Origin of the sequence: Prochlorococcus marinus str. SB (genome assembly GCF_000760115.1) — a bacterium.
GTDB classification, from domain to species: domain Bacteria; phylum Cyanobacteriota; class Cyanobacteriia; order PCC-6307; family Cyanobiaceae; genus Prochlorococcus_A; species Prochlorococcus_A marinus_D.
Window position 1 is genome coordinate 1,203,731 of record NZ_JNAS01000002.1, and the last position, 23,193, is coordinate 1,226,923.

At 33.1% G+C, this 23,193-nt stretch carries 20 protein-coding genes and 1 tRNA gene; 8 read left to right on the forward strand and 13 right to left on the reverse strand.

The genetic code is table 11. The annotated features are described in order from the left end of the window. Positions 1-4: 4 nt before the first annotated feature. The 4 genes from EV02_RS00140 to EV02_RS0109030 form a co-directional block, all read right to left on the reverse strand. Entirely contained in the window at positions 5-523 is a 519-nt protein-coding gene (locus EV02_RS00140) for a DUF411 domain-containing protein (RefSeq protein ID WP_032520402.1), read from the reverse strand. 61 nt (positions 524-584) lie between these two features. Next, positions 585-1,037 (reverse strand): MauE/DoxX family redox-associated membrane protein, encoded by a 453-nt coding sequence (locus EV02_RS0109020; RefSeq protein WP_032520403.1) that lies wholly within the window; start codon positions 1,035-1,037, stop codon positions 585-587. Positions 1,038-1,381: 344 nt separating this feature from the next. Beyond that, the gene (locus EV02_RS09690) at positions 1,382-1,525 is read right to left on the reverse strand and encodes a hypothetical protein (protein ID WP_193742659.1); all 144 of its coding nucleotides are present in this window, start codon (positions 1,523-1,525) and stop codon (positions 1,382-1,384) included. Positions 1,526-2,468: 943 nt separating this feature from the next. Next, positions 2,469-2,717, reverse strand: coding sequence for a DUF1651 domain-containing protein (locus EV02_RS0109030; RefSeq protein ID WP_032520406.1), 249 nt, complete (start codon positions 2,715-2,717; stop codon positions 2,469-2,471). 295 nt (positions 2,718-3,012) lie between these two features. On the opposite strand from EV02_RS0109030, the gene EV02_RS00130 reads away from it, so the two are divergent. Further along, positions 3,013-3,324 (forward strand): DUF3303 domain-containing protein, encoded by a 312-nt coding sequence (locus tag EV02_RS00130; protein ID WP_011818695.1) that lies wholly within the window; start codon positions 3,013-3,015, stop codon positions 3,322-3,324. Positions 3,325-3,620: 296 nt separating this feature from the next. Here EV02_RS00130 and EV02_RS09695 read toward each other — a convergent pair whose 3' ends face one another. From EV02_RS09695 to EV02_RS09700, 3 genes are all read right to left on the reverse strand, one after another. Then, positions 3,621-3,785 (reverse strand): hypothetical protein, encoded by a 165-nt coding sequence (locus EV02_RS09695; RefSeq protein WP_193742660.1) that lies wholly within the window; start codon positions 3,783-3,785, stop codon positions 3,621-3,623. An 11-nt stretch (positions 3,786-3,796) separates the two neighbouring features. Further along, positions 3,797-3,982 carry a hypothetical protein gene (locus tag EV02_RS09270; RefSeq protein WP_072014643.1) on the reverse strand — a complete coding sequence of 62 codons (186 nt, stop codon included), beginning with the start codon at positions 3,980-3,982 and terminating at the stop codon, positions 3,797-3,799. A gap of 247 nt (positions 3,983-4,229) precedes the next feature. Next, positions 4,230-4,376 carry a hypothetical protein gene (locus EV02_RS09700; RefSeq protein WP_193742661.1) on the reverse strand — a complete coding sequence of 49 codons (147 nt, stop codon included), beginning with the start codon at positions 4,374-4,376 and terminating at the stop codon, positions 4,230-4,232. Between the two features lie 179 nt (positions 4,377-4,555). On the opposite strand from EV02_RS09700, the gene EV02_RS00125 reads away from it, so the two are divergent. The 3 genes from EV02_RS00125 (at position 4,556) to rluF (ending at position 6,344) form a co-directional block, all read left to right on the forward strand. Beyond that, the gene (locus tag EV02_RS00125; protein WP_032520408.1) at positions 4,556-5,194 is read left to right on the forward strand and encodes an SOS response-associated peptidase; all 639 of its coding nucleotides are present in this window, start codon (positions 4,556-4,558) and stop codon (positions 5,192-5,194) included. 32 nt (positions 5,195-5,226) lie between these two features. Then, positions 5,227-5,472, forward strand: coding sequence for a DUF1651 domain-containing protein (locus EV02_RS00120; protein WP_032520555.1), 246 nt, complete (start codon positions 5,227-5,229; stop codon positions 5,470-5,472). A gap of 149 nt (positions 5,473-5,621) precedes the next feature. Further along, the gene (gene rluF / locus EV02_RS00115) at positions 5,622-6,344 is read left to right on the forward strand and encodes a 23S rRNA pseudouridine(2604) synthase RluF (RefSeq protein ID WP_032520409.1); all 723 of its coding nucleotides are present in this window, start codon (positions 5,622-5,624) and stop codon (positions 6,342-6,344) included. A gap of 437 nt (positions 6,345-6,781) precedes the next feature. On the opposite strand, the gene EV02_RS00110 is transcribed toward rluF, so the two are convergent. The 4 genes from EV02_RS00110 to EV02_RS00100 all read right to left on the reverse strand — a co-directional run bounded on the left by EV02_RS00110 (position 6,782) and on the right by EV02_RS00100 (position 8,278). Continuing rightward, positions 6,782-7,009, reverse strand: a complete 228-nt coding sequence (locus tag EV02_RS00110) for a hypothetical protein (RefSeq protein WP_032520410.1) — start codon at positions 7,007-7,009, stop codon at positions 6,782-6,784. After that, positions 7,010-7,264, reverse strand: a complete 255-nt coding sequence (locus EV02_RS09705; protein ID WP_032520411.1) for a high light inducible protein — start codon at positions 7,262-7,264, stop codon at positions 7,010-7,012. It abuts the gene before it with no gap. Positions 7,265-7,362: 98 nt separating this feature from the next. Then, positions 7,363-7,506, reverse strand: coding sequence for a hypothetical protein (locus EV02_RS09710; RefSeq protein ID WP_193742662.1), 144 nt, complete (start codon positions 7,504-7,506; stop codon positions 7,363-7,365). Between the two features lie 166 nt (positions 7,507-7,672). Beyond that, on the reverse strand, positions 7,673-8,278 hold the full coding sequence (locus tag EV02_RS00100) for a hypothetical protein (RefSeq protein ID WP_032520412.1): 606 nt from the start codon (positions 8,276-8,278) through the stop codon (positions 7,673-7,675). Positions 8,279-8,597: 319 nt separating this feature from the next. On the opposite strand from EV02_RS00100, the gene EV02_RS00095 reads away from it, so the two are divergent. Beyond that, positions 8,598-8,987 carry a DUF3804 family protein gene (locus tag EV02_RS00095; protein WP_032520414.1) on the forward strand — a complete coding sequence of 130 codons (390 nt, stop codon included), beginning with the start codon at positions 8,598-8,600 and terminating at the stop codon, positions 8,985-8,987. A 65-nt stretch (positions 8,988-9,052) separates the two neighbouring features. On the opposite strand, the gene EV02_RS0109040 is transcribed toward EV02_RS00095, so the two are convergent. Continuing rightward, a complete protein-coding gene (locus tag EV02_RS0109040) occupies positions 9,053-9,226 on the reverse strand; it encodes a hypothetical protein (RefSeq protein ID WP_193742663.1) in 174 nt (57 codons plus the stop codon). Positions 9,227-9,679: 453 nt separating this feature from the next. On the opposite strand from EV02_RS0109040, the gene EV02_RS00090 reads away from it, so the two are divergent. Together EV02_RS00090 and EV02_RS09135 are read left to right on the forward strand one after the other, a co-directional pair. Continuing rightward, positions 9,680-9,895, forward strand: a complete 216-nt coding sequence (locus tag EV02_RS00090) for a hypothetical protein (RefSeq protein ID WP_032520416.1) — start codon at positions 9,680-9,682, stop codon at positions 9,893-9,895. A gap of 381 nt (positions 9,896-10,276) precedes the next feature. Next, complete coding sequence (locus EV02_RS09135) at positions 10,277-16,615, forward strand: BspA family leucine-rich repeat surface protein (protein WP_052043501.1); 6,339 nt, start codon at positions 10,277-10,279, stop codon at positions 16,613-16,615. A 207-nt stretch (positions 16,616-16,822) separates the two neighbouring features. Here EV02_RS09135 and EV02_RS0109050 read toward each other — a convergent pair. Next, positions 16,823-16,893: transfer RNA gene (locus EV02_RS0109050), tRNA-Pro, on the reverse strand. A gap of 204 nt (positions 16,894-17,097) precedes the next feature. Here EV02_RS0109050 and EV02_RS09140 point away from each other — a divergent pair. Next, positions 17,098-22,887 (forward strand): BspA family leucine-rich repeat surface protein, encoded by a 5,790-nt coding sequence (locus EV02_RS09140; RefSeq protein ID WP_052043502.1) that lies wholly within the window; start codon positions 17,098-17,100, stop codon positions 22,885-22,887. The last annotated feature ends 306 nt before the right edge of the window (positions 22,888-23,193 follow it).

Genomic DNA, 23,193 nt, shown 5'->3' on the forward strand with positions numbered 1-23,193 from the left:
TGTATTAAGGAGAAATTTTATCAAATATTTTTGTTTTGCCAGTACTACTAAATGAAACTACTTTGTAGTTCTCATAATCATGAGAGTGAGAGTCGTGAGAATGTATTTCCATACCTGGAGAGCCAAGTGGCATGCCCGGAACTGCTATCCCATTGATATTTGGTTTTTCTCTAAAAAGTTTGTTTATTGATTCAATCGGGACATGTCCCTCAATCGTATAGTTAGCTATTTGAGCAGAGTGACATGATCTCAGGTTATTGGGAATTTGATATTGGTTTTTAATTACTGAAACATCCTCAACTATATTATCAACAACTTCTAATCCATTAGCTCTTAAATGATTGATCCATTTTTTGCAACAACCACATGATGCTGATCTGTAAGAAACAACTTTTGGGATATCTATATTTTCTTGAGTTAAAGCAATACTCTTATATGGATTAATTATATTTGTAAAAAGAATTCCAGAAAAAATTAGATAATTTAAAAATCCTCTTTTAATAAATATTTTATTAAGTGCCATACTAATTACGACGATTAAATTTAATATTTAAATTAACCATAAATGAAAATTTATTAAATCGCTATTTAATAAGAATTAAGACACTCATAATTGCCATTAAAAGATTTTCGATAAAACTAATAATTCCCAAAGGAGTTTTTGCATATCCACCAATACATGCACAATTTAATTTTAATTTATCCAAATAAACAGCCTTAAATACCGAAATCATGCCAGAAATTCCTAAAATTAGAGCAATAAAAATAATTAAAGAGGGTGGAGAAGAATTAAGAAAACTTATTCCAATTAATATTTCGCAAAAAGGATAAATATATATCCAGCCATCAAATTTAGAAGATATTAAATCATATTTCTTATAACTTGTTCCAAAAGCTTCAATATCCATAAGCTTGAGCATAGCTAAAAGGCAAATTGATATCCCCATAAAAATTTGGAAACTTTTAAGAAATGAAATAGTTATCAGAAATGAAGTACCAAAGACTGCAATTAACGGGGTAAATGACTTAATCTTCATTTTTAACTTTTAAGGATGGAGTCACAAATACTAGATGGATTTGCTTGTTTAATTATTTTTAGTCTTTTGATAAGTTTGTCTCGATCTATTTGATGTTTTAAATAATTAATACATAAATTTTTTCCTGATATACCTCTGCTATTGGAGCAATCTTTAAAGCAATAGCAAAAGTACCAATAACTAAAAGAATGTTTGTGGCTAGTCGAATGTTTGGTCGAAAATTAGATCTCATTCGTATTCTTTATTTCTGTCAATAACTTCCCTTAAATATATATCTTTTAGCTCATCATTGTATCCATTTTCTTCTGCAAATTTCTCTAGTTCCTTCAACTCTTTTTCTTTCATTAAGCAGATTTGGATATATTATTTTTCATATCTTCAATTTGATTTATTAATTCATCTAACCATTCTGTATTATTTTCGGATCTTTTCTGAAAATATGAAATTTTAGGTTGATTTATTTCTAGTGTCTCATAATCTCCACTCATAAATTACCCCTAAATTTATACTCTGCATAATTTATCTAGAGAGATTATGCACATCAATAGGTTCTATTACTTATTAGACATTTACCATTAGTAGCAAGTCGTTTTTTAATAGTATAAATATCAAGGAATTTATCTTTAAAAAAAATGGCAACTAATGAAGAACTAGAAAAAAGAATTAAGACTTTAGAAAAAGAAGTACAACATCTAAAAGCTGTTCTGCAGTATCAAATGAGAAATAATAAAAAGTGATTAGTATTGTATAGCGATTACTTTTGGTCAGGTAAGCATTCTCTTTTGGTTGTTTTAGCTACCTAATAAAAAGCTAAATATTAAAAATTAATCCATAATTAGTTACTTAAAAAAAATAACTTTAGTCATTGATATTTAGAACATATTTGTTTTTATATATATAAAACTACTTTATATGATTAACTCAATAGCTATTACATTGTTATTATTAGGCTCTTTAGTTGCTTACAAAAGACTCAAAAGAAAGAAACGGCAATTTCACGCACCACCTACAAATCAGCTTCCTAGTTGAAAATTAAATTCCGTCTTCGTCTTCTCCAAAAGGATTGTATCTAATATCTCAGATTAGAACGACCGCTATAGATAAAAGCAATAGACCAAAAATAACTTGAGGAGGAGGAAATAACATCAATGAAATATAACAATTATCAATAAGCTTTGCTTATGAAAATTTTAAGGGGTAATCGATATTGTTTGGTTCTAAATGTTTTAAATAACAAGCTGTTGTGCAATCTACTCCCTCACTATTGATGCTACAAGAAGTTATACATTCAAAAAAACTTTCCAAAGCATCGGAATCATTAATATTTGAATAAATTTCTTTATGCATGGTTAAACTTCCATTCTGAAGCTTATCTAGCAATTAATTTTTAATAATGTCAAATTTTAGGTAAAGTACCTATTCACCATTTTTTTAAAAAAAACTGTTGAATCTATAAGTTTTTTCCCACCCTTCCTCTAATAGTTTTTTATATTCTTGTCTCGCTTCTTCGATAGATTCAACCCTAGAGCCTTTCAAAACTGGCTTACTTGATCGCTTAAGCACACAACCATAAGAGATTAAAATTGCATTAACCATAGAAGGGTTCTTAGAACTTTCTTCAAAAGGTTCAAATACTTTAATCCTTGATCTGGTTTTATTGATTAAAGTAAATTTTTCCATAAAAAAAGGGCGTTAGCTTCGCCCCAATCAAAAAGCGGGATAATCCCCATCACCCAGCCTTTTTAAAATCTTAGCACTACATATGGTGTTTGTAAGTATTTAAAATTACCTATTGATGGGGTTGTTTGTTTCTGTTTAATTTGTCATTATAGGAGTCCCCATCACCTAGGCTCGTAAGAGTCTTTTTTTTTTGCTATTTTTCCTTTTAGGCTTAAGCCCTTTTTAATTAGTGTTTAAAGACTTTTTATTTAATTTTTAAATTCGATAATTAATAATTAAAAAAATATTTTTATTCATGCAAACTTACATCGTTCACTGGCAATTTCCAGATCAAGAAAGTCATATGCAAGGGGCCGAAGCTTTTGCAGGTTTCGTTGAAGGTGGATGCGAAGGTGATGAATTTGATGGGTTTAAAGTTCTTAATCGAGTAGTGAATCCCGAGGGAGCTAATGGTTGGGCAATAGTTGAATCTTCAAACCATCAGAACATTTGGAAATGGAGTAGTATCTGGGTCGATAACTTTGGCGTAGAAATTGAAGTTACACCAGTTCTAACGGATAAAGAATTTCTTTCCGTCCATAAAGAAATTGCAGCAGCCTCTAACTAATAGTTAATTTTTTTTGGTGTTTGAATGTTGATCTAAAATAAAATGGTATTTGTTATTTTTTATGGGAAAATTTTCTTCTGAAGAAATTGAAAGTCAATACAATTTAATAAAAATGCTTTTAGCTGAACCTGATAAGTAGAGAGATGCCATTGATGCAATAAAAAAAGATATTGCATATATGCCTATAGAGCTTAAAAAAAAACTTAAGGAAGAAAATATTATCTTATGAATAAATCTTAAATGGCTATCATCATAATCGTTAATTTATAAAATTAGTAAATAGCCATTCTCGTAAACTAACCGAGAGAGTCTAAATCTCTACGATGGTGAACTGTATTTGGGTAATCTTGTGGAACTTTCTGTTCTCTCATTAAATCTGCGATTGTTGGATAATCTTTTGCATTATCAAGATCTCTTGCATTTTTATCTTGAATTGCGAATGGTGATCTTTTTAAATTCATAATTAATTTCCTCAAAATTTTTGTTGGATTCTGATTACAGATCCTGGATTGTCATGTACGTAAGTGTTGAATTCTCTCGCAAGCATTAGGCAATCGTATGCATCGCGCGCGTAGAAGCCAACTTCATGTGTCTTATTTGTTGAATCTTTGTAACTCAACAGATATTTATTACAAGATTTTATTGGTGTTGAAGGCATTTAATTTATCTACAGTACCACTAATTTCTAACTAGGCATGCTTATCAATCGACTTATAAAAATGTACGGTTTAAGGCACAAACATATACGGATAGAGGACCAACAACTTAATTTAAAAATAAATATAATGCTCAAATAGACTTCGCAGTGAAAGACAATATTTCCGTTAATTCTATAAAACTATTTTCAGTATAAGCTTATTTTACAGAAACTTTTTGCAGATAATTTGACTTTATAAACACATCAACTATCTTGCTAAATTAGTGTGTTCGAGATTATAAATGTATTTTTCTCCATCATCATCACCATCGTCATCATCATGGAAGGAAGAGATTAATACATAAACTCCTCCAAGTCCTAGCAATATCGATATATAGAGAATTGGATCTGTCATAACTTAAGTTTGAAACATTCAAATTAAATTTGAGGAAGCTTTTTAATATCTATATTTTCTTTTAATTATTTGGATAAAAAACTTTCTACCTTCAAAAAATTGTTTTTTATTTGAGAAAACTGAAAGTAGATCTAAAATAAGGTAAATTTACTGTTTTTTTAAGTGAGTTTTAAAAATCAATGTGCGGAAGATTTGAGCTGAAAACTAAATTTGAGAAGTTGCCAAAGGTTTTGAAACAAGACTATCCAATTGGACTTGATTCTAAATATGATACTCAAAGTCTAATAAGACCTAATGATCCTGTTCTTGTAATTAAAAACGAAGGAAGAATTAAAACTACTTTTATGACATGGGGTTTTATTTCTCCTTGGGCCAGAGACCCATTTGATAAAGGGAAACCAAGACCATTTAATGCAAGATCAGAAACCGTAGAAGAAAAAAAATTATTTAGTGGAAGTTGGAAACATAAAAGATGCCTAATACCTGCGAGCGGTTTTTTTGAAAAAAAATATCGTGTTCGAAAATCGAATTATGAGACTTTTTGGTTGGGCGGAATTTGGAGTAAGTGGACTTCACCAGATGGTGCAGAACTTGAGAGTTGCTGCGTTTTAACAACTGAACCAAATGATTTAATTAAACCTTTACATCACCGCATGCCTGTGATCATTCCTAATGGATATGAGGAACAATGGACAGAGCAAGTTAAAGATGCAGATGAATTAAAAGGACTATTTGCAATCATGATGAGTTGGTCCCCTGATGGTTGGCTAGTAGAGGATGTAAAGAAAAAAGAAACTGGTCAAATGAGTTTGTTTTAAATGGAACGCTTACTAATTCCAAGGTTAGATTAATGGCTAAATCTTATTGGTTGATTAATTCAAATAGCTCAGAAGTTAAAAGATTTATGAAAAACGATAAGAGTATTGATGGAGTTTTTGAATATATGTTTATAGATACTGGAAAAATAGTGGGGGTATTAGGAAACAAACCACCAGTAATGACAAATACAGTTTCTGTTGAAATAGATTTAGCTAGAGAAATTTATGAAAGATTACTTTCTAAGGGATGGAGGAAAATTGAAAAAAATTGGAATTAAAAAGAGAGATAGATCTCTGGGGTATAAATTATTGATGAAAATAATCTGAAATTCAATAATGAGAATATTAACGAAAATTGACATCCGATCTAAAATATTAGGAGATTAGTAAATTTTTTTTTAGTGCAGATAAAAATTAAACATCCAAAATGGCTACCAGAATAAATAAATATTTAAGTGAAGTAGGTTATTGTTCTAGAAGAGAAGCTGATAGATTAATCCTAAAAGGAAAGGTAACCATTAATGGCAAAATTCCAGAAATTGGAACTAAAGTAGAAGATAGTGACCAAGTTGAAGTTAAAGGTCAAAGAATAGAAAAATCAAAGAAACAAAAAAACATATACTTAGCCTTTAATAAACCTGTGGGAATTGTTTGCACAACAGATAGAAAAGTAGAACCCAATAATGTAATAGATTTTATTAAATATCCTAAAAGAATTTTTCCCATCGGAAGATTAGATAAGCTCAGTGAGGGATTGATTTTTTTAACCAATGATGGAGATATCGTAAATAAGATTCTTAGAGCAAGAAATAATCATGAAAAAGAATATATTGTAAAAGTTAATCGTCCTATTAATAGCGATTTTATTCAAAGCATGAGTAATGGAGTTGAAATATTAGGCACAATAACTAAAAATTGTTTCGTAAAACAATTGGGACCAAGAAATTTTAAAATAATTCTCACACAGGGACTTAATCGCCAGATTAGAAGAATGTGTGAGGCTTTAGGATATAAAGTACGGTCATTAAAGCGTACAAGAATTATGAATATTAAGTTAGACGTGCCAACAGGAGAATATAGAGAACTTAGTAAAGAAGAACTCTTAGAATTAAATGGATTACTTGAAAACTCCTCAAAAACATATGACTAATCAAAAACCAGAAAAGTAATTGGGAAGTTAAAGTGAATTTGCTCGCAAAAATGCGAGATTTATACGTTTCGACTTTGGAAGAAATAATTTAAATAGCGCGAAACGCTTTTTAACTGCAAGGCTATTAGTTAGTTATTGAGTATTATTAGATCAACTATTAAGATTAGCAACCCTAGCTCTCTTTTTTTGGTCCAATTTTCCTGAGTTCTTCTCTAACCTTGAGCAATTAATTTTTACCATTCTTCTCTAGCTGGATCTATCTTTAATTCTTCTTTAGTTGTCATGAAAGGTGGTTCTTCGCCCTATGTAGAAGTAACCCTCCCAGAATCAATGAACATATATTTAATAAATTGATTTTTATTATTTGTATTTTCGATAAACCTTTTATGCCTGATTTATTTGAATTAACCAACTAAAAAAATCTAGCTATTACTTTTTTAAGGGTAAAAGTCTACTTTCCAACGCATCACGCAATAACTTAATGGGTTATATCCATTACAATTCCAGAACTTGAATATTTTTGCAGCGAAATGATGGAAATTAGCATCATTGAAAAATGCCCATCCAAAATAAATAGCAAATGCAGTTACTACAAACGCAGCATATTGAAGCCAATGTGTTCCAGACTTATCTAAACCATTTTTGTCAAAATTAGAATTAGTCATTTAAAGGATTGGATAAGCTATCCATCCAAATAAGGTGTAGTTAATAACGACAGCCATGAAACCTATCATTGCGAGCCTTCCATTTGTTCTTTCAGCAATAAACCAATAAGTATTTGGCCATTCAAAATTTCCGCCCATATTGGATTTTTGATCTTCTGAAATAGTTTCCTCTTTAGTAGTATTTTCTTGTTCAAGATAATAATTACTATCTGGGTAAAAGCTTTCACTCGAAAAGTTATCTTTAAATTTACTCATTTTGGTTAGAAATTAATTTCCTATATACTTTAAAAAATAAAAAAGCTAAATAGGTTAAAAGGTTTTTCATCAATCAAATCTTTTTTATCTTTTTAGGGCTATTTGATAGGAGTAAATCCAACAATTACTCCCAAAGCACCCGCTACGAAATTGCGACAGTAGTCTAAATAATAGTTATTAATTATTACTACTTGAATATTTATAAGTCTCAAAAAGTAGATAGATACAGCAACGTTATGCATAAATAAGCAAAATCTTCCTCAAAAGAAAATAGTATGATCAAAAAACTTATTAAGGCTAATGATTTTAATAATTTTGGAAATTAATTATTTTTCTTTATTGTTTAAGAATTCTTTATGAAAAAAAATAAGATTTTTGAAAAATTTTTTTAATAAAATCTCTTTTACTTTAAGAGTTTCCAAATTTCAATGCATTAGATGAAGCTTTACACCAAAAATTCAACCAACATGCAATACCTATAAATTTAAACCCTTCTTCAAATAACTGAGTAAATTCATAATTTTGATTAAATATCTGTTGTATTACTCCATCAAAAAAAACAGATAAGCCAAGAAATAAAATTGAAATTAACAAGTTAAAAAGTCCAATTATTTTTAATATCCTTCGAAATCTTACTAATAAAAAAATAGAAATTGCTATGTATGTTAAATTCAGAAAGTCTGGCCCTATATACCGATCATGAAGTAGGAATAAATCATCAATACAAAGCAGGCTTGAGAATATGCCCCCAAGTAGAAGTAATTTAGATGATTCTTTATTAATGCGCTCTAAGAATGTTGTAAAAAAACAAATAGATGCAGCCGCTCCCCATAACAAAATTCCTATATTTGAAATCATTCCAACTCCAATTGGATATCCACAGGTTTGAGCAAGGTCTCGAACTACTAGACTAAGTTTGATATCATAAAGGTTCGATATAAATAAAATTGCTAGATATAAAATTGTGGAAGGTAATATTGAAAAATAAAATAATTTATTTGGAAATTTAATCATAATTTTTTATTTTTAAGATTTTAACCTATTCTTAACCTTAATTCTTGAATGGATCTATAGACTAGTATTTGATAACTCTTCTCTTAAATTTATTAATACTTTTTATAAGAATTTCTATTCATAGATTCTATGTTTTTAATAAAATTATTAAAATAATGAACTATTTTAGGAGGCAAGCTTATGCTAGGCATAGCAAATCCTCGCTCAAATCTCTCTCGCAAGCAACTTAGTGCCCTATGAGCACTAAATTGTAGAATTTATAAATTTATTTATTGATTGACAGCCGATCTAAACTGAGAGGAATAAAACTCTTATTTTTATGACAGATAGAGAAACAATTGAATCGATGTTGTATGAGTTGGCAACACCGCAGAAAATGGGTTCATTTTTTGTTAATAATGCCACTTCAGATTTTTTATTTATCAGACCTAGTGGGAATCCAATAAGTGCAAAGGGATTTGAGGAAATGATGAATTCAGGCGATGTTGTTCAGGAAAAAGCAGAAATTACAAAAATTCATAAGTTTGAATTTCTCTCTGCCGATGTCGCAATGTGTGTTTTTACTCTTGGGGCAAAATTCTCCTACAAAGGAACTCCTAATGATGATTTGCCAACCGTGACTTCTATCTTCAAAAAGATCAATGGGATTTGGAAAATCCATTGGATGCAAAGATCAACAGGTGATTCAGATCTGTCTCTGTGGGATTAGATAGTAATAAATAGTCAGAATTTTTAAGGCATAGTAATTACTTATGTAAGTAAAACACTTACTAATTAAATAAAGATTTTGTTTTTTATCTCTTTATTTAAAGTCAATTCTTGAGTACCTTTCATACATCCTCCAGTTGGATAGCTAATAACCTTTTTTGAAATTGCACCAATAACAATAGCTATTACTCCAATTCCTAATATTGCATTTGTTCTTTTATTTGAAAGAAGGGATTTCATTATGATTATTGTTTCTTTAATCATAGGAATTTTTGTGATTATTTTGTGATTGTCATAATCATTTTGAGCGATACCATCCGGCAAGGTTATGCAAGGTAAATCAGAATCTCGCTCAAAGCTCGCTCAGTTTTTTCTGTAATTTCATAACTGTTAGCTTCAGGAGTTTCAAAATCTGTGGCTTCTAAATCACCTGCATTAACAGCAGTAGGTAAAGCGATAGCAGCTAGTAGTGCAAGTAGATAAGCATCCTATCCTCTTCTGTTTTTTATATTTAAAAATAAGTTTGTGTAATTTGCGACAACTAATAACAGCAGAAGAATTGTATTGATGGACATTAAAAAAGAGGGTAGTTATAACCTCTAATTTAAATCTACTGTCAATATTAATCTCTAGGCCATTGCATTTGCATAATTTCTTACAGCTGGTAATTTTAGTGGACCTGGATAAGTTCAAATGCAAGATCAAAAAATTGAAAAGATAGCAGCTGTTGCAGTAAACATAACTAAGGTGCTGGTAATAATTTATCTAGGCTTCGTAGAAGTATTTAAAATTGGCAGATTACTTAGAGAGAAGTTAGATGCTGAATTTGATATTTCTCGAAAATGGGCTGCAAAAACTTATTCAATTCTAAAAAAACGACGAGCGGAACGAAAAGTAGCGGGAGTTTAAAAATTTTTGCTATAAATCAATTGAGGCCAAACCTCGTCAGCACACTCTACGTTTGCTGCAAGACATAGATTGATTCAATATAGTTGCGAGTCGATTTAATAACCCTTTCAGTAGTTGGAATTTCTGGAGGGGTTTCTTGTTACTGATATTTATTGAGTAAGAGACTATGTAATACCAACAATACTATTACTCCAACTATTCCAAAAGTTGCATGGGCTGAATCATGATGATTCTGCTAAATCTCCTCTAATATTCTTGTAATACTTAATAGCTATTGCCCAATGAGGTTAACGCCCATAAGTAATTTTTTATGAATCTGAACAAAAAATTATGTTCTATCTTTAAAAATAAATTACTATTATCTTAAGCAGAAATCATCTAATGTCCAGTAGTTACAGCGAAATTGGTTTTACTCAACTTGGCACGGATATTAATGGGGAAGCTGCTAACGATTACTCGGGTAGATCAGTAAGTCTTTCTGATGATGGATCAATAGTTGCAATTGGTGCTAATAGAAATAATGGGAATGGAAGTTACAGTGGTCATACGCGTATCTATCAATATGCAAATGAGACATGGACTAAACTTGGCACTGATATTGATGGGGAAGCTGCTAACGATTACTCGGGATATTCTGTTAGTCTCTCTGCAGACGGATCAATAGTTGCCATTGGGGCTAATGGAAATGATGGGAATGGAAGTCTCAGTGGTCATACGCGTATCTATCAATATGCAAATGAGACATGGACTCAACTTGGCACTGATATTGATGGGGAAGCCGCTTACGATTACTCGGGTAGATCAGTAAGTCTTTCTGCTGACGGATCAATAGTTGCCATTGGGGCTGATTATAATAATGGGAATGGAACTTACAGTGGTCATACGCGTATCTATCAATATGCAAATGAGACATGGACTCAACTTGGCACTGATATTGATGGGGAAGCCGCTTACGATTACTCGGGTAGATCAGTAAGTCTTTCTGATGACGGATCAATAGTTGCAATTGGTGCTTTTGGAAATGATGGAAATAATGGGAATGGAAGTTACAGTGGTCATACGCGTATCTATCAATATGCAATTGGGAAATGGACTCAACTTGGCACTGATATTGATGGGGAAGCTGCTAACGATTACTCGGGATATTCTGTTAGTCTTTCTGGTGACGGATCAATAGTTGCAATTGGTGCTTTTGGAAATAATGGGAATGGAACTTACAGTGGTCATACGCGTATCTATCAATATGCAAATGAGACATGGACTCAACTTGGCACTGATATTGATGGGGAAGCTTCTTACGATTACTCGGGATATTCTGTTAGTCTCTCTGCAGACGGATCAATAGTTGCAATTGGTGCTTATAGAAATAATGGGAATGGAAATTACAGTGGTCATACGCGTATCTATCAATATGCAAATGAGACATGGACTAAACTTGGCACTGATATTGATGGGGAAGCTGCTAACGATTTCTCGGGATATTCTGTTAGTCTCTCTGCTGACGGATCAATAGTTGCCATTGGGGCTTATGGAAATGATGGGAATGGAGACAACAGTGGTCATGCGCGTATCTATCAACAGGTTGATACTATAGATCCAATAATTTCATCAGTATCTCCAGCAGATAATGCCACGGCAGTAGCGACAGATAGTAATATCGTGCTCAATTTTTCAGAAGCAGTAGATGTAGGAACTGGAAATATCGTTATTTATAAATCCTCAGATGATTCTGAAGTAGAAACTTTTAATGTTGCATCTAGTGGTCTTATATCAGGAAGTGGTTCTACTCAAATAACAATAAATCCCAGCAAAAATTTTGAGGCTTTTAGTGAATATTATGTCAAGATTGATTCCAATGCCTTTGATGATAGTTTCGGTAATTCATTTGCAGGTATAAATGATAAAAAAACTTTAAATTTCAAAACGGGTGCTCATGTCTTCGGAAATAAAACATCTCTAGAAACTGCTGTCGATGAATGGATAAATGATCAAGATACTGCGATAGATACTTATGGAGATATAAATACTTGGGATGTTAGTCAAATAACTGATTTTTCAGAATTATTTGTAGACAGAACATCATTTAATTCTGATATAAGCAATTGGGATGTAAGTAATGGAACTGACTTTACAGGAATGTTTAGGAATGCATCCTCATTTAATCAAGATATTGGTGATTGGAATGTAGTTAATGGAATTTATTTCGATGGGATGTTTAGGAATGCATCCTCATTTAATCAAGATATTGGTGATTGGAATGTAGTTAATGGAACTGACTTTCCAGGAATGTTTAGGGAGGCATCCTCATTTAATCAAGATATTGGTAGCTGGGATGTAAGAAATGGAACTGATTTTTATGCGATGTTCTATGGTGCATCAGAATTTAATCAAGATATTGGAGGTTGGAATGTAGGCAGTGGAACTGATTTTGGGCTTATGTTTTATGCAGCAGAAGATTTTAATCAAGATATTGGTGATTGGAATGTAGTTAATGGACTTTATTTCGATGGGATGTTTAGGAATGCATCCTCATTTAATCAAGATATTGGAGGTTGGAATGTAGGCAGTGGAACTGATTTTGGGCTTATGTTTTATGCAGCAGAAGATTTTAATCAAGATATTGGTGATTGGAATGTAGTTAATGGAATTTATTTCGATGGGATGTTTTATGCAGCAGAAGATTTTAATCAAGATATTGGTAGCTGGGATGTAAGTAATGGAACTAATTTTGATGGGATGTTTGAGAAGGCAGACGCATTTAATCAAGATATTGGTAGCTGGGATGTAAGTAATGGAACTAATTTTGGTGGGATGTTTTTTGGAGTGAAATATTTTAATCAAGATATAAGTACCTGGACAATAGATGATGAAGCGAATTTGACAGATATGTTTTATGGTGCCGATCTTATGCAATCATACCAGGGTGTTGACGCGACACCATCAATAGCATATTTTAATCCTTTTGAAGATAAGGCATCTCTTCAAACTGCTGTCGATGAATGGATAAATGATCAAGATACTGCGATAGATACTTATGGAGATATAAATACTTGGGATGTAAGTGCAATAACTGATTTCTCTAGTTTATTCCTAAATAAAACAACATTTAATTCCGACATAAGTAACTGGGACGTGAGTAGTGGAACTGATTTCTCTCATATGTTTGATGCCGCAAGCGCATTTAATCAAGATATTGGTGATTGGGATGTAAGTAATGGAACTGATTTTTCTTATATGTTTTATGCAGCAGAAGATTTTAATCAAGATATTGGTTATTGGGATGTAAGCAATGGAACTGATTTTCATTCGATGTTTGGATATGCAGAATCATTTAATCAAGATATTGGTTATTGGGATGTAAGCAATGGAACTGATTTTCATTCGATGTTTGGATATGCAGAATCATTTAATCAAGATATTGGTGATTGGGATGTAAGCAATGGAATTGATTTCTCATATATGTTTAGGAATGCATCCTCATTTAATCAAGATATTGGTTATTGGGATGTAAGCAATGGAACTGATTTTCATTCGATGTTTGGATATGCAGAATCATTTAATCAAGATATTGGTGATTGGGATGTAAGTAATGGAACTTATTTTGCTTATATGTTCTATAAAGCAGAAGATTTTAATCAAGATATTGGTAGCTGGGATGTAGGGAATGGAACTAATTTTTATAGTATGTTTGGTAACACACGGAGATTTAATCAAGATATTGGAGATTGGGATGTTAGCAATGGGACTAGTTTCTCGTATATGTTTAATAACGCATCAGTATTTAATCAAAATATTGGTGATTGGGATGTAAGTAATGGAACTGACTTTGTAGGAATGTTTCAGGGGGCAACTTCATTCACTCAATTTAATTCATTTCATTTTGGCTGGACACCAGATGAGAATGCGAATTTTACAAATATGTTTGCAGATTCTTTTATACCAGTTCTTGATTCTCAATTGGTTGGTGATACGCCCTCAATTAACTACTTTTATCCTTACGTATTTAAAGATAAAACTACTCTTCAAACTGCTGTCGATGAATGGATAAATGATCAAGATGCTGCGATAGATAATTATGGAGTTATAAGTCTTTGGGATGTAAGTGCAATAACTGATTTCTCTGGTTTATTCGAAAATAAAGCAACATTTAACGGATATATTAGTAATTGGGATGTAAGTAATGGAACTGACTTTTCAAGAATGTTCTTTAATGCATCAGAATTTAATCGAGATTTAAGCTATTGGGATGTAAGTAATGGAACTGATTTTGGCGGGATGTTTAGTGGTGCATCAGAATTTAATCAAAATATTGGTGATTGGGATGTAAGTAATGGAACTGATTTCTCAAGTATGTTTTATGGCGCATCAGCATTTAATCAAGATATTGGAGATTGGGATTTAAGTAATGGAACTGATTTCTCAAGTATGTTTTATGGCGCATCAGCATTTAATCAAGATATTGGTAGCTGGGGTGTAGGGAATGGAATTGGTTTTAATTCGATGTTCGCTGGAGCAGAAGTTTTTAATCAAGATATTGGAAGCTGGGATGTAAGTAAAGGAACGAATTTCGTAGATATGTTCTATCGTGCATCAGCATTTAATCAAGATATTTCTTCTTGGGATGTAAGTTCTGGAAATGATTTTGTTTATATGTTTGATGATGCAAGCTCATTTAACCAAGATATAAGCGTTTGGAACGTTAGTAGCGGAATTGATTTCAGGGATATGTTCCTGAGGGCAGATGCAATGATTGCAGCTGGATGGTCAGAAACCCCTATTGAATCTGACTTTTCAGGTAAAACTTATCTTGGAACTGAGGGAAAAGATATATTAACTGGTGAAGATGGTAATGATGTTTTTAATGGAGGTTCAGAAGATGATGTTTTAAGAGGAGGTAAAGGTCATGACACTTATTATGTTGATAGCAAAGATGATCTCGTTACAGAAAAATCAGGAGAAGGTATTGATCTAATTTATTCCTCAGTTACATATACTGCTTCTTCTTATGTGGAAGATCTTACTCTTACAGGTACATCTAATATCAATGGTTCTGGTAATGATTTAGATAATACGATTAGAGGAAATTCTGGTGATAATAAACTTTATGGAAAAGATGGAGATGATATTTTCTATGGAGGAGATGGTAAAGATAGGATATATGGCTGGAAGGGAGAAGATATAATTTACGGAGGAGATGGAGATGATTACTTAAAAGGTCATTACAGTAAAGATAAATTATATGGAGGAGATGGCGATGATACTTTATTGGGTGGAACAAGCTCCGACATGCTTTATGGAGGAGAAGGTAATGACAAACTATATGGAGAATCCAGCGCTGATATTCTTTATGGTGGTGCTGGAGAAGATACCTTATCTGGTGGAACAAGTACAGATATTCTTTTTGGAGGAGATGATAATGACAAGCTTTATGGCGGTAGCAGTTCTGACCTTCTTTATGGAGAAGATGGCGATGATTATTTAAAAGGTCATTCCAGTGCCGACATACTTTATGGTGGTAATGGTAATGATTATTTAAGAGGAGGCTCCAGTTCTGATGAACTTTATGGTGGAGCTGGAGATGATCGGTTAAAAGGAGAATCCGGCAGTGACAAAATGTATGGCGGAGATGGAGATGATACTTATTATGTGAGCAGTAAAAGTGACAGTGTCACAGAAGAAGAGAATGAAGGAACTGATTTAATTTATTCATCAGTTACATTTACGGCCTCTGCCAATGTAGAAAATTTAACCCTTACTGGTAAAGGCAATATCTCAGGATCTGGTAATGAATTAGATAATACGCTTACTGGAAATGACAAAGCTAACAAGCTTTATGGCAAAAGTGGTGATGACAAATTATATGGAGGAAAAGGTAATGACAGATTATATGGCTCAGAGGGAGTAGATACTCTTTATGGAGAAAGTGGTAACGATTATTTAAAAGCACATTCTGGTAATGATATTCTCTGGGGAGGAAGTGGTAAGGATTATCTAAGAGGAGGAGAAGATGATGACGAATTATATGGAGGATCCAGTTCCGACAAATTATATGGAGAAGATGGTGACGATTATTTAGATGGAGGATCCAGTGCCGATAAACTTTATGGCGGAGCAGGAAATGATGAACTCTGGGGAGGGACAAGTGCAGATAAACTTTATGGAGGAGATGGAGATGATTATTTAGAAGGTGAAAGTAGTAAAGATACACTTTATGGAGGTAATGGTGATGATGATTTATATGGAGGGACAAGTGCAGATAAACTTTATGGCGGTGCTGGGTCTGATCTGTTAGAAGGAGAAGATGGAGATGATTACCTGAAAGGACATTCTGGAATTGATTATCTATATGGTGGAGAAGATGATGATTATCTAAGAGGTGGAGATGATGGAGATTATTTATTTGGAGAAAGTGGAGATGACTTATTAAAAGGAGAAGATGGCGATGATATTTTAGTTGGAGGTTTAGGTAAAGATGATCTTTATGGTGGAAGTGGAAATGATATTTTTGTATTAACTGCAGGAAGTGGTTATGACAGAATTAGAGATTTTAAAAAAGGAGAAGATAAAATCGATAAAGCGGACTTTAATCTTAGGGAATTAGGAGTTTTTGACAGTGGTAAAAATATGAAGGTCTATATAGATGAAAATAAAAGTGATTTGCTGGCAATAATTTATAACAACAACATAGACGATGGATTAATATCTGATTTTATTTTTTAAATTAGATTAGGTATTCCAGAGAATGAAAAAGGAGATTATTAATCATTTAATCAAGCGCTTATAACTTAAAGGGCTTTTAAAGATTGTGCACCTTTTCAGAATCTCCGAAGATCCTAGAGCCTCCCCTAGAGCCCCTTTCTCATTTGAGAATGCAGACAATAAAAAAGCGAGTTGGGAGACTTGCTAGGATTACTTGGTTTTTAAGAGTCGGGGTGGCAGGATTCGAACCTGCGACCTAGTGCTCCCAAAGCACCTGCTAAGCAAAATGCGACAGCCCCTATGAGAAACAAGTGAGGCTATAGCTTATTAGTTGGTATAAAAGAAAAATATTTGAGTCTCAGAATTTTGTAAGAAATAGCAAGGTGTGGCATAAATAAGCAAAATCTCACTCAAATCTCCTGCAGTTACCACTAAATGCCTCGAATGTTTTTTTTATTTTGATAAGATAATTCTATATTTCTAAGTAGTAAATTTATATCAGAATGGCCTCTAACATTGAAATTTATGTTTCAGGAGGTAATTTTTCTAATCCTTATTATCAATTTTATTCAGATTCAAGTGGAAATAATGAAATATCATCTTTAAATTTAAATTCAAATTTAACTTATACTTTTAGAAGATTAAATAGTGTTAATTCACATCCATTTTATGTAAGTGATAGTGGTGTTGGAAATAATTCAAGTTCATCAATATCAATTAGTGGTGATGGGAGCGCCACCTCAGGTATTAGAGGAGATGAAACATTCACGATAACTTTTAATAAAGAACAGACAGAAATCAGCGAATTAACCTTTTATTGCACTGCTCATTCAAGTATGCAATCTAGTTTTAATATTGATAATTGGGATCCTCATATATTTACTAATAGATCAGAACTTGATACTGCAGTAGATGCATGGATAGATGATCAAGATGCTGCGACAGCAACTTATGGCGACATAAATACTTGGGATGTAAGAGCAATAACTGATTTTTCAGAATTATTTAAAGACAAAACATCATTTAATTCTGACATAAGCAATTGGGATGTAAGCAAGGGAAATAACTTCTCGCAGATGTTCCATAATGCATCTGAATTTAATCAAGATATCGGCACTTGGGATGTAAGTAAAGGAAATAATTTTTCATGGATGTTTAGTGGGGCCAAAGATTTTAATCAAGATATTGGTAACTGGGATGTAAGTAATGGAACTGACTTTTCTGTTATGTTTTATTCCACAAGGGAATTTAACCAAGATATAAGCAAATGGGATGTAAGCAAAGGAACAGATTTTGCATGGATGTTCCAATATGCGAATTCCTTTAATCAAGATATTGGTGATTGGGATGTGAGTAATGCAACTAGTTTGTATAGAATGTTTGCTCTCTCTGCATTTAATCAAGATTTAAGTAACTGGACAGTAAATGAGAATGTCTATTTTCTAAACATATTTGCAGGTGCTGACCTCATGCAATCTAATCAGGGGGTTGGAGATACTCCATCTATCTACTATTTTAATCCTTTCCCAGATAAGGCCACTCTTCAAACTGCTATAGATGCATGGATAAATGATCAAAATTCTGCAAAAGAACTTTATGGAGATATTAACAAATGGGATGTAAGTCAAATAACAGATTTCTCTAGTCTTTTTGAAGATGAAGATACATTTAATTCAGATATAAGTAATTGGGATGTAAGTAATGGAATATTTTTTAATTCAATGTTCGAAGGCGCTACTGAATTTAATCAAGATATAAGTAATTGGAATGTAAGTAATGGAACTAATTTTTTAGATATGTTCGCTCTTGCCTCTGATTTCAATCAAGATATTGGCAGCTGGGATGTAAGCAACGGAACTAACTTCTCGCAGATGTTTTATGAGGCAGATTCATTTAATCAAGATATAGGTGATTGGGATGTAAGTAAAGGAAATGATTTTTCATATATGTTTGATAAGACAGAAGACTTCAATCAAGAGATAGGTAATTGGGATGTAAGTAATGGAACTGATTTTAGTTACATGTTCAGATCTGCAAGTTCTTTTAATCAGAATATTGGAGGTTGGGATGTAAGTAATGGAACTAATTTTTCTAGAATGTTTTTCAACGCAGATTCATTTAATCAGGATATTGGCAGTTGGGATGTAAGTAACGGGAAGAAGTTTGGGGCAATGTTTACTGGGGCAGATTCATTTAATCAAGATATAGGTGATTGGGATGTAAGTAAAGGAAATGATTTCTCATTGATGTTTGCTTATACCCCTGAATTTAATCAAGACATTGGCGGTTGGGATGTAAGCAATGGAACTAGCTTCGCGCAGATGTTTTATGAGGCAGATTCATTTAATCAAGATATAGGTGATTGGGATGTAAGTAGTGGAAGTGATTTAAAATTTATGTTTGCCTATGCCTCGGGTTTTGATCAAGATTTAAGCAGCTGGACACCGAGTGAAAATGCCTCTCTTACATCCATGTTTGAGGGCGCAGATCTCATGCAATCTAACCAAGGGGTTGGCAATACACCTTCAATTTACTACTTTTATCCCTATGTATTTACGAATAAGACTACTCTTCAAACTGCTGTTGATGAATGGATAGATGATCAAGATGCCGCCAGAGAAACTTATGGAGATATTAATAAATGGGATGTAAGTCAAATAACTGATTTTTCTGAATTATTTAAAGACAAAAGATCATTTAATTCTGATATTGGTGATTGGGATGTAAGTGCCGGAACTGACTTTTCTGAAATGTTTTACAACACAGAGGCATTTAATCAAGATATTGGGGATTGGGATGTAAGTAAGGGAACTGATTTCTCATGGATGTTCTATCGTGCAAGATTTTTTAATCAAGATATTGGTGATTGGGATGTAAGTAAGGGAACTGATTTCTCGAAGATGTTTCATGATACTCCAAACTTTAATCAAGATATAGGTAATTGGGATGTAAGTAATGGAACTGACTTTAGCTACATGTTCAGGTCAGCATATGTGTTTGATCAAGATATTGGGGATTGGGATGTAAGTAACGGAATCGACTTTTCTCAAATGTTCTTGGATTCAAATTCATTTAATCAAGGTATTGGCGGTTGGGATGTAAGTAAGGGAAATAATTTCATGGAGATGTTTTATCACGCAGATTCATTTAATCAAGATATAGGTGATTGGGATGTAAGTAATGGAACTGATTTCAGGTTGATGTTTTATGAGGCAGATTCATTTAATCAAGATATAGGTAATTGGGATGTAAGTAGCGGAACTAATTTCTCAGATATGTTTTATGAGGCAGATTTATTTAATCAAGATATTAGTGATTGGGATGTAAGTAATGGAATATATTTCGCAGGGATGTTTAAAGATGCAGATTCATTTAATCAAGATATAGGTGATTGGGATGTAAGTAATGGAACTTATTTCAAGCAAATGTTTAAAGATGCAGATTCATTTAATCAAGACTTGAGAAACTGGACACTAAATGAGAATGCCTATTTTGAAGAGATATTTAAAGGCGCCGATCTCATGCAATCTAAACAGGGGGTTGGCGATACTCCATCTATTTATTATTTTAATCCCTTCCCAGATAAAACCACTCTTCAAACTGCCGTTGATGCATGGATAGATGATCAAGATGCGGCGAAAGAACTTTATGGAGATATTAATCAATGGGATGTGAGTGCAATAACAGATTTTTCTAGCCTCTTTCGCGATAAGTCTACCTTTAACTCAGATGTAAGTAACTGGGATGTAAGTAATGGAACTGATTTCTCAAGTATGTTTTATGGCGCGTCAGCATTTAATCAAGATATTGGAGATTGGGATTTAAGTAATGGAACTTATTTTTCTAATATGTTTTCTAGCGCCCATGTTTTTAATCAAGATATTAGTAGTTGGGATGTAAGTAATGGAACTTATTTTTCTAATATGTTTTCTAACGCCTATGTTTTTAACCAAGATATTAGTAGTTGGGATGTAAGTAATGGAATTTCTTTTGGCTTTATGTTTTTATACTCAGAAGCATTTAATCAAGATATTAGTCATTGGGACGTAAGGAATGGAACTAATTTTGAATTTATGTTCCTTGGGACAGATGAGTTTAATCAAGATATTAGTAGTTGGGACGTAAGTAGTGGAACTAATTTTAGGTATATGTTTACTGGTGCATCTGCTTTTAATCAAGATATTAGTAGTTGGGACGTAAGTAATGGAACTAATTTCTCTAATATGTTTTCTAAAGCAGATTCATTTAATCAAGATATAAGCGTTTGGAACGCAAGTAACGTAACTGATTTTTCTTCGATGTTCGAAGAATCAGATGCAATGCTTGCTAATGGATGGTCAGAAACACCTACTGCATCTGATTTTATAGGTAAAACTTATCTTGGAACTGAGGGAAAAGATATATTAACTGGTGAAGATGGTAATGATTTTATAAATGGAGGCTTAAAAGATGACGTTCTAACTGGAGGTAAAGGACATGATACTTATTACGTTGATAGCAAAGATGATCGTGTTACAGAAAAATCAGGAGAAGGTATTGATCTAATTTATTCCTCAGTTACATATACTGCTTCTTCCTATGTAGAAGATCTTACTCTTACGGGATCATCCAATATCAATGGATCTGGTAACGATTTAGATAACACGCTTAGAGGAAATACTGGAGACAATAAACTTTATGGAAAAGATGGAGATGACGAACTATATGGAGGAGATGGTAATGATAAAATTTATGGCTGGAAAGGAGAAGATATTATTTACGGAGAAGATGGAGATGATTATTTAAAAGGTCATTACAGCAAAGATAAATTATATGGAGGAGCTGGCGATGATACTTTATTGGGTGGCACAAGTTCCGACGAGCTCTATGGAGGAGATGGTGATGATGAATTATATGGAGAATCTAGTGCTGATAAATTGTATGGAGATGCGGGAGCAGATATTTTATATGGAGGAACAAGTACAGATATTCTTTATGGAGGAGATGATAATGACAAGCTTTATGGCGGCAGCAGTTCTGACCTTCTTTATGGAGAAGATGGCGATGATTACCTGAAAGGACATTCCAGTGCCGATAAACTTTATGGTGGTAATGGTAATGATTATTTAAGAGGAGGATCCAGTTCTGATGAACTTTATGGAGGTGCTGGAGATGACCGGTTAAAAGGAGAATCCGGTAGCGATAAAATGTATGGAGGAGATGATAATGACACTTTTTATGTCAGCAGCAAAAGTGACAGTGTCACAGAAGAAGAGAATGAAGGAACTGATTTAATTTATTCATCAGTTACATTTACAGCCTCTGCCAATGTAGAGAATCTAACCCTTACTGGTAAAGGCAATATCTCCGGATCTGGTAATGATTTAGATAATACGCTTACTGGAAATGACAAAGCGAATAAACTTTACGGTAAAAGTGGTGATGACACATTATATGGAGGAAAAGGTAATGACAGATTATATGGCTCAGAAGGAGCAGATACTCTTTATGGAGAAAGCGGTAATGATTATCTAAAAGCACATTCTGGTAATGACATCCTCTGGGGAGGAAGTGGTAAAGATTATCTAAGAGGAGGAGATGATGATGACAGATTATATGGAGAATCCAGTGCCGACAAATTATATGGAGAAGATGGTAATGATTATTTAGATGGCGGATCCAGTGCCGATAAACTTTATGGCGGAGCAGGAAATGACATTCTCTGGGGAGGTACAAGTGCAGATAAACTTTATGGCGGAGATGGAGATGATTATTTAGAAGGTGAAAGTAGTAAAGATACACTTTATGGAGGTAATGGTAATGATGATCTGTATGGAGGAACAAGTGCAGATAAACTTTATGGCGGTGCTGGGTCTGATCTTTTAGAAGGAGAAAGTGGAGATGATTACCTGAAAGGACATTCTGGAATTGACTATCTATATGGTGGAGAAGACGATGATTATCTAAGAGGCGGAGATGATGGAGATTATTTATATGGAGAAAGTGGCGATGACTTATTAAAAGGAGAAGATGGAGACGACATTTTAACTGGAGGTTTAGGTAAAGATGATTTATATGGTGGAAGTGGAAATGATATTTTTGTATTAACTGCAGGAAGTGGTTATGACAGAATTAGAGATTTTGAAAAGGGAGAAGATAGAATTTTTCTTGGAAACTTTGATATATTGCAACTCGGAGCCTTTGACAGTGGCAAGAATCTAAAAGTTTATTTAGATCAAGAGAAAAATGATTTGCTGGCAATAGTCTATGGCCAAAATTTATCCGACGTAGAACTATCTGATATTATTTTTTGATTTGCATACAGACTATAGATAAGGTTACTGAGTCAAAATGGGAGTTATAACGGGCGAGCTAACCTCCAAAGTTATCCAAAGCTATACAAATCCTCGCCCATTCCTCGTCCGCAACGTTTTTGAGACAAATAAGAAATAAAAAAGGCAACCTTGGGATGGCTGCCTATGACTTGGATTTGATTGAAACGGGGCGACAGGATTCGAATCTGCGATAGTGCTCCCAAAGCATCCGTACTCCAATTTGGGACAGTAGGTTAAATAATCAAGTGAGGCTATAGCTTATTAGTTAGCATGACAGGGATTAAT